The sequence below is a fragment of the Pseudoalteromonas sp. McH1-7 genome, assembly GCF_013366255.1.
Classification (GTDB): Bacteria; Pseudomonadota; Gammaproteobacteria; order Enterobacterales; family Alteromonadaceae; genus Pseudoalteromonas; species Pseudoalteromonas peptidolytica.
Genome location: NZ_JABWPQ010000013.1, coordinates 139,504 through 145,975 on the forward strand (window position 1 = coordinate 139,504; position 6,472 = coordinate 145,975).

At 43.3% G+C, this 6,472-nt stretch carries 6 protein-coding genes and 1 tRNA gene; 4 read left to right on the forward strand and 3 right to left on the reverse strand.

What is annotated here, in order from left to right:
• Window positions 1-185 precede the first annotated feature (185 nt).
• Both HUZ36_RS11225 and gloB read right to left on the reverse strand, forming a co-directional pair.
• A complete protein-coding gene (locus HUZ36_RS11225; protein WP_128732552.1) occupies window positions 186-1,760 on the reverse strand; it encodes a lytic transglycosylase in 1,575 nt (524 codons plus the stop codon).
• A 223-nt stretch (window positions 1,761-1,983) separates the two neighbouring features.
• Window positions 1,984-2,751, reverse strand: a complete 768-nt coding sequence (gene gloB, locus HUZ36_RS11230; RefSeq protein WP_128732553.1) for a hydroxyacylglutathione hydrolase — start codon at window positions 2,749-2,751, stop codon at window positions 1,984-1,986.
• 52 nt (window positions 2,752-2,803) lie between these two features.
• On the opposite strand from gloB, the gene HUZ36_RS11235 reads away from it, so the two are divergent.
• Window positions 2,804-3,553, forward strand: coding sequence for a class I SAM-dependent methyltransferase (locus HUZ36_RS11235; RefSeq protein WP_125252325.1), 750 nt, complete (start codon window positions 2,804-2,806; stop codon window positions 3,551-3,553).
• Window positions 3,554-3,615: 62 nt separating this feature from the next.
• On the opposite strand, the gene rnhA is transcribed toward HUZ36_RS11235, so the two are convergent.
• On the reverse strand, window positions 3,616-4,086 hold the full coding sequence (gene rnhA, locus HUZ36_RS11240; RefSeq protein WP_125252324.1) for a ribonuclease HI: 471 nt from the start codon (window positions 4,084-4,086) through the stop codon (window positions 3,616-3,618).
• A 69-nt stretch (window positions 4,087-4,155) separates the two neighbouring features.
• On the opposite strand from rnhA, the gene dnaQ reads away from it, so the two are divergent.
• The 3 genes from dnaQ (at window position 4,156) to HUZ36_RS11255 (ending at window position 6,471) form a co-directional block, all read left to right on the forward strand.
• On the forward strand, window positions 4,156-4,866 hold the full coding sequence (dnaQ, locus tag HUZ36_RS11245; protein ID WP_128732554.1) for a DNA polymerase III subunit epsilon: 711 nt from the start codon (window positions 4,156-4,158) through the stop codon (window positions 4,864-4,866).
• A 50-nt stretch (window positions 4,867-4,916) separates the two neighbouring features.
• On the forward strand, window positions 4,917-6,287 hold the full coding sequence (locus HUZ36_RS11250; protein WP_176032889.1) for a TIGR03503 family protein: 1,371 nt from the start codon (window positions 4,917-4,919) through the stop codon (window positions 6,285-6,287).
• Window positions 6,288-6,397: 110 nt separating this feature from the next.
• Window positions 6,398-6,471: transfer RNA gene (locus HUZ36_RS11255), tRNA-Asp, on the forward strand.
• The last annotated feature ends 1 nt before the right edge of the window (window position 6,472 follow it).

A 6,472-nucleotide genomic window follows, 5' to 3' on the forward strand; every position in this document is an offset into this window, starting at 1 on the left:
TCAATTTGAGGGAGTAAATCTGACGCTAACAGCGTTAAAAACTTCTTATTTAGAACAACTAAATCGCAAAATTTTTGCCTTGCCTACACGGATGTAGGTACCTTGGCGATAGCAGGACGCGGTAGCGGAGTTATCGACAAGATTTTCTCGCCTCAAAATAGACCACTTAATTAAGATAATTGGTATTACACTCGTTTAGTTTGTACGGTTAGTTTTAGTTTTTGACCCGGCTGAAGGTACTTTTGCCCAGCTAAATTATTCCATTTTACAATATCATTGACGCTTACATTAAACTTAGTCGCAATACGGGCAAGCGAGTCACCCTTTCGCACTTTGTAGGTAATTGTACGCTGCGTATCAACGAGGGCTGTTTGGCGAGGTGCTTTTTCACTTTTAAACACTGTGAGCTTTTGACCCAAGCGTAGTACCGCATTAGTTTTTAACTTATTCCAGCTGGCCAACTGCTTCACAGTGACATCGTACTCGCGACTAATATCCCACAAGGTATCGCCAGGTTTCACAGTATGACTTAGCTTTTGCTTCGTCACTTTATTAGCTGCTAGGCGTACTTCAGGTGGTAAATGTTCGCTTTGTAATTCACCGTCACTCAGTGGCACAAGGAGCTTTTGGCCAACACGTATCATGTTTCCGTTTACATTATTGAGTGAGCGGATAGCGCCAATGCTGGTATTGAACTTAGTTGCGACCACCGACAGGCTATCGCCTTTTTGCACCGTATAATATTGCCAGCGTAATCTATCTTTAACTTCGGTTTTTGCTAGCTTATCTTTAAAGGCATCGACTTTTTCCATCGGTAATAGCAACTGGTGCGGACCATCAGGATCGGTTGCCCAGCGATTAAAGCCTGGGTTTAAGCGATAAAGCTCGGTTAAAGATATGTCTGCCATTTCTGCCGCCAGAGCTAAATCGATTTGGGAGCCTACCTCAACGGTATCTACAACTTGTGCATTAATAATCGGCTGCCAAGTCACTTTGAATTCATCTGAGCGCTTCAGCAGGTCTGACAAAGCGAGTAACTTTGGTACGTATGCGGTGGTTTCTCTTGGTAAATCAAGAGACCAGAAATCAGTAGGAAGGTGCTTTTTTCGATTTTTTCTGATGGCTCTTAGCAATCTGCCTTCACCTGAGTTATAGGCTGCAATGGCATTGAGCCAGTCACCTTCTAATGTTTTATGTAGATAGGTGAGGTAATCAAGCGCTGCTTGTGTTGAGGCAACAATATCGCGGCGACCGTCATACCACCAGTTTTGCTTTAAGTTGAAGCGCTCACCTGTTTGGGGCATAAACTGCCAAATACCAGAAGCGGTTCTATGAGAATATCCAAAAGGGTCAAAAGCGCTTTCTACTATTGGGAGCAAAGCAATTTCTACTGGCATGTTGCGCTTTTCTACTTCTTCTACAATGTAGTAAAGGTATGGCTCTGCGCGTTTAGCTATACGGTCTAAGTAAGCTTGGTGGCGTTGATAATAGTTACGTTCAGCAACTACTGGGCGGTTTTGTGGTACTTCGATAGAGAGCTGATAGCGGATCCGCTCCCATACATCGTCAAATACAGGGGCAACTTCTTCGTCCTCATCTTGCCATGAGGTACTCAGTGTCTGAGAGATATCATAAGGGCTCGCATGGTCTAAATTAGCCTGCTTAACTTGCTCTGTTGCAGTCTCTAAGGGAGTTTCTTGGGTGATTTCACAACCACTTAAAATTGTTGCAGATGCAACAACGAGGGCGAGCTTTTTCATAAATGCGTTCTTTCGTTTGGAGGTTCGGACAAAAACTCGGCAATACTACCGAGTTTGTATCTGCATTTAAAGCTTCTTTGCTATTTTCTTTATAGCCGTCTAAATATGACGCAAGCAGCACTTCGTAGTGAGCGCGAGAAATAAATGGTTTTCCAGTGGAGATAAAGCAAGGTAACGCCAAATAGCTAGCCATTGACGTTACATTGAGTCACTGTTGAATATGTTAAAAGTTATCCTTCCACTTTCTCAAAGCAGCAAAGTGAGCTTCGGGTGTGCTGTCATTGCTGATAAACTCTCTAGGTGTATATGTAAGAATGTCAGCTTTAGCCGCGCGTGCAAATGGATTTATGGCTTTTTGCTGACCAATGGTAGTCGGAATAGTGCTTCTACCAGCTTGGCGCAGTTTTTGCGCTTGTTGATGATACTCAGTGAGTGCGAGGTTATTTGGCTCAACGGCGTGGGCAAATGCTAAGTTAGCTAGTGTGTACTCATGTGTGCAGTAAACTTGGCATGAGTTAGGGAGAGAGAGGAGTTTATTAAATGAGTGCCACATTTGCTCAGGCGTCCCTTCAAATAACCGGCCACATCCTGCGTTAAACAGAGTGTCTCCAGTGAAGGCGACCTCGTTATTAACATAACAAATATGATCTAACGTATGTCCCGGTGTGGCGATAACTTTTAGGGTAATACCAGCTAGGGTTATGGTATCGTGCTCTACGAGTGGACGCGTGATCCCTTGATACTTGCCGTTTTTTGGCCCATACACGGGAAGGTGTGGAAAACTCGTGAGCAGTGGTGCGATGCCATCAGTATGATCCCAATGGTGGTGAGTAACCAAGATGCCTTCAAGGGTAAGGTTTTGTTGATTTAAGTAATCTAAAACAGGTTTTTCGTCACCGGGGTCGACGACCCAGCAGCTTGAGCTGGTAGGGTCTTTTATCACCCAAATATAATTATCATCAAATGCTTTGATTGCATCGACTTGCACCATAACGCAATGCTCTATAAAGTGATTAATAACATCAGTATAACGAGCTTAGTAAATGAAACCAGCGTTAAGTTTTTTACAAGGACCTAAACCGGATGAGTGGCATGACTTCCCTCACGGTGATTACTTAAAAGTAGGGATCCAAAAACGACTGGATGAATGGTTACCGAGAATGTTCGGCTATCACATGCTAAAGCTGGGGTGTTTGAGTGGTCAAATGGATACCTCTGCAAGTCCCATTAAACATCAAGTTTGTGTTGCGCCGCAAGGTAAGCATGTGGGGGTCTTTGCCGAAATTGATGAGCTACCATTTTATGAGAATTCGGTAGATGCGTGTATTTTGAGTCAATGTTTAGAGTATCACTCCGACCCACATCATATTCTACGAGAAGCCCATCGGACATTAATTCCTGGTGGCTATATTGTTATCTCAGGCTTTAACCCATTCAGTCTTTGTGGCGTAGCGCAAATGTTGCCATTCAGCAAAGAAAAGCTGCCCTGGTCAGGACGCTTTTTTACGCCATCGCGAGTAAAAGACTGGCTAGATTTACTTGGTTTTGAAATCGTTGCTGATGAGCGCTTTATTCATGCTTCGTTGGCACGTGGGTCGAGATTATCTCGTTTTGCCCCTTGGCGGCGATTTTGTCGACATTACTTAAAGCCGATGGGTAGTGTGTATATGCTGGTAGCCAGAAAGCGAGTAATGCCTCTGACGCCCATTAAACCTAAGTGGCACGTCAAACCTAAGTGGACACCAGCAGTCAAAGGGGCTGGGCTTAGACAAACTTGTCAAGATAAAGAGTAGCTTTGTGACTCAAGTTAATTATTAATGGAGCAGGTACAGGGAACACTGCTCCTGAGGGCGTATCAAATACTGGCCTCGTAGCCCTCATCTACAAGTAGATTAGAACCTGATGCAGCCTCTCGCGCTAAGTCATCAACCCGTTCATTGTACTTGTTTCCTGCGTGACCTTTTACCCAGCGCCACTGGATTGTGTGGCGGCTAGTTGCAGCATCTAACCGCTGCCATAAATCTACATTTTTAACCGGTTGCTTCGCCGCGGTTTTCCAATTGCGTTTTTTCCAGTTTTCTAGCCACGATTCTATGCCTTGCTTCACATACTGACTATCCGTATACAAGGTAATTTCACATGGGCGCTTTAGTGTTTCAAGTGCAACAATAGCGGCGAGCATCTCCATGCGATTATTGGTGGTGAGTTTATACCCTTCACTCATTTCTTTTTCATGCCCTTGATAGGAAAGGTAAATACCATAACCTCCAGGACCTGGGTTACCTAAACATGAGCCATCGGTATAAATCTCTACGGTTTTTTGCACTGAATTGCCTATTTTTATGTAAAATGTGCGAATAGGGTAAAATAATAGCAAAGTTAAGCGAGCAACGATATGCACACTCGGCAAATAGTACTGGATACAGAAACCACAGGTATTGATCCGAAAGCAGGACATAGGATCATTGAAATAGGTTGTGTTGAGCTGGTTAATCGCAGACTAACGGGTAATAATTTCCACGTTTATATTAACCCCCAACGTGACATTGAAGAAGAAGCCATTGACGTTCACGGTATTACCAATGAGTTTTTACGTGGCAAGCCATTTTTTCATCAAGTTGCTCAAGAGTTTTTTGACTATATTAAAGGGGCAGAGCTTGTTATTCATAACGCACCGTTCGACGTCGGCTTTATGGATCACGAGTTTGCTAAACTAAACCAAGGTTTTCCGGCAACCCATGAATATTGCCAAGTGCTAGATACTCTCGTAATGGCACGAGATCTTCACCCAGGCCAGAAAAATAGCCTCGATGCACTTTGCCGACGCTACGATATCGATAACTCAAAGCGTACGCTACACGGCGCTTTGCTGGATTCCGAGATTTTAGCAGATGTTTACCTGTCGATGACGGGAGGACAAAAAAAGCTGAATTTGGCAAACCAGAACAAAGGTAACCAAGCTAATTCAGCTGGAAGTATTATTCGATTGGATAGTAATCGTCCTGCGCTTAAAGTTTTACGCGCCTCTGCCGATGAAGAGTTAGCACATTCAGAACGCTTGGAGCTGGTCAATAAAGCTTGCGGGCAAAGTCTGTGGCAACAATAGCGATAGAGATACAGTCAACTTTTCCACCAAAGTGATATTAAGGTTAATGCATGGTTTTACATCGGCTTTTTTTGGTGCTTATTTTGTTTGTCAGTATGGTGGTGAGTGCGCAAACACCGCAAATTACCATGCTACAGCGAGATGGCAAGGCAAATGAAATTCCGCTGCTAGATAACCGTTTTCGAATTGACCATAACATTGAAGAAATAACACTGCTATTTTTTCGAGCTCCTGGTACGCCTGCTGTTGTATTGGTAAAACCAGATGGTAGCAAATACTATGCAACAAGCTCGTTGGATAACGACGCTTTACAGTGGTATGACGAAGTTAGCTATGATCTGATCATTTTAAAAAAACCCACACCGGGCCCTTGGCAAGTGATTGGGCAAATTCAAAAAAACAGTCGGATCATGGTACTTGGAGATATTGAGCTTGAGGTAGAGGCGTTACCGCCACTTCTTTTTCGTGGTGAAGTACTAAAGGTAACAGGGCGTGTTACCAATGACGACAAGCCAATTGAAGTTGGCTATTTTCGGGATGTCGTTACATTATATGTTGAGTTTTCTAGCACCAATAATGATGAATATGCAAACTTTGGTGCTGGTACACAAAGCGTAACGGATTTTAAAGATGATGGTCGAGAGTTCGACGAAAGACCACTAGACGGTATTTTTACTGGGGAGTTTAAACTTAACTTTCCGGCAGGCGAGTGGCAACCTGAGTTTTTTATAGAAACTCCCATTCTCAAACGTAGAGTCATCAAGCCCCCAATTATAATTGCAGAGCCACCATTTAATTTTGAACTGATGTTAGCGGGAGAGAATGAGTTTGAACATGGCCTCACCATCTCTATTGATGAGTCGGTGGTGAAGCCAGAAACAATCATTTTGCAAGGTAAGATTTTTTACCCTAACGGTGAAGAGCAGATGTTCACTTTAGACAAACAAGAACGTCTGTATCGCCAGCTTGCAATAAAAAACTATGATTGGGGACGATATAGCGTTGAGATTTCAGCATTTGGAGAAAACATCAATGGTCGTGAGTTTATGGCGACATTACCAAACTATAACTTTGAAATAGAAAGACCGATAGAAAAGGTGCCAGAATTAGAAGCGCCGCAATTACCGCAAACAGCACTGCCTGAGCCTGAGCCAGAACCAACAATCAGTACAGGCTTATTAATTAGCATTATTGTGGCAGGTAACCTTGTGGTTTTACTCATTGGTTGGCTTGCGATCCGAGTTTTTGTTCAGAAAAAACCAATAAAGATTAAATTACCCGCACTAAAGAACCCTTTTAAGAAAACAGAAGAAGTGATTGATCTGAATGATTTGGGGGAAGATGAAAATAACACAACTGCAAATGGTTCAAAAAATGATAAATCAGGTGATATTTTGAACCTTTCGATGAAAGATAACTAAAAAACACGGTTTTTTTTCAAAAAACGGTTGACTCATGAGGGGGTCATTCGTATTATTCACGCCGCTGTCAGGGAGCACACCTTACAGCAAACACTGCAAGAATATGACGCGGAGTGGTAGTTCAGTTGGTTAGAATACCGGCCTGTCACGCCGGGGGTCGCGGGTTCGAGTCCCGTCCACTCCGC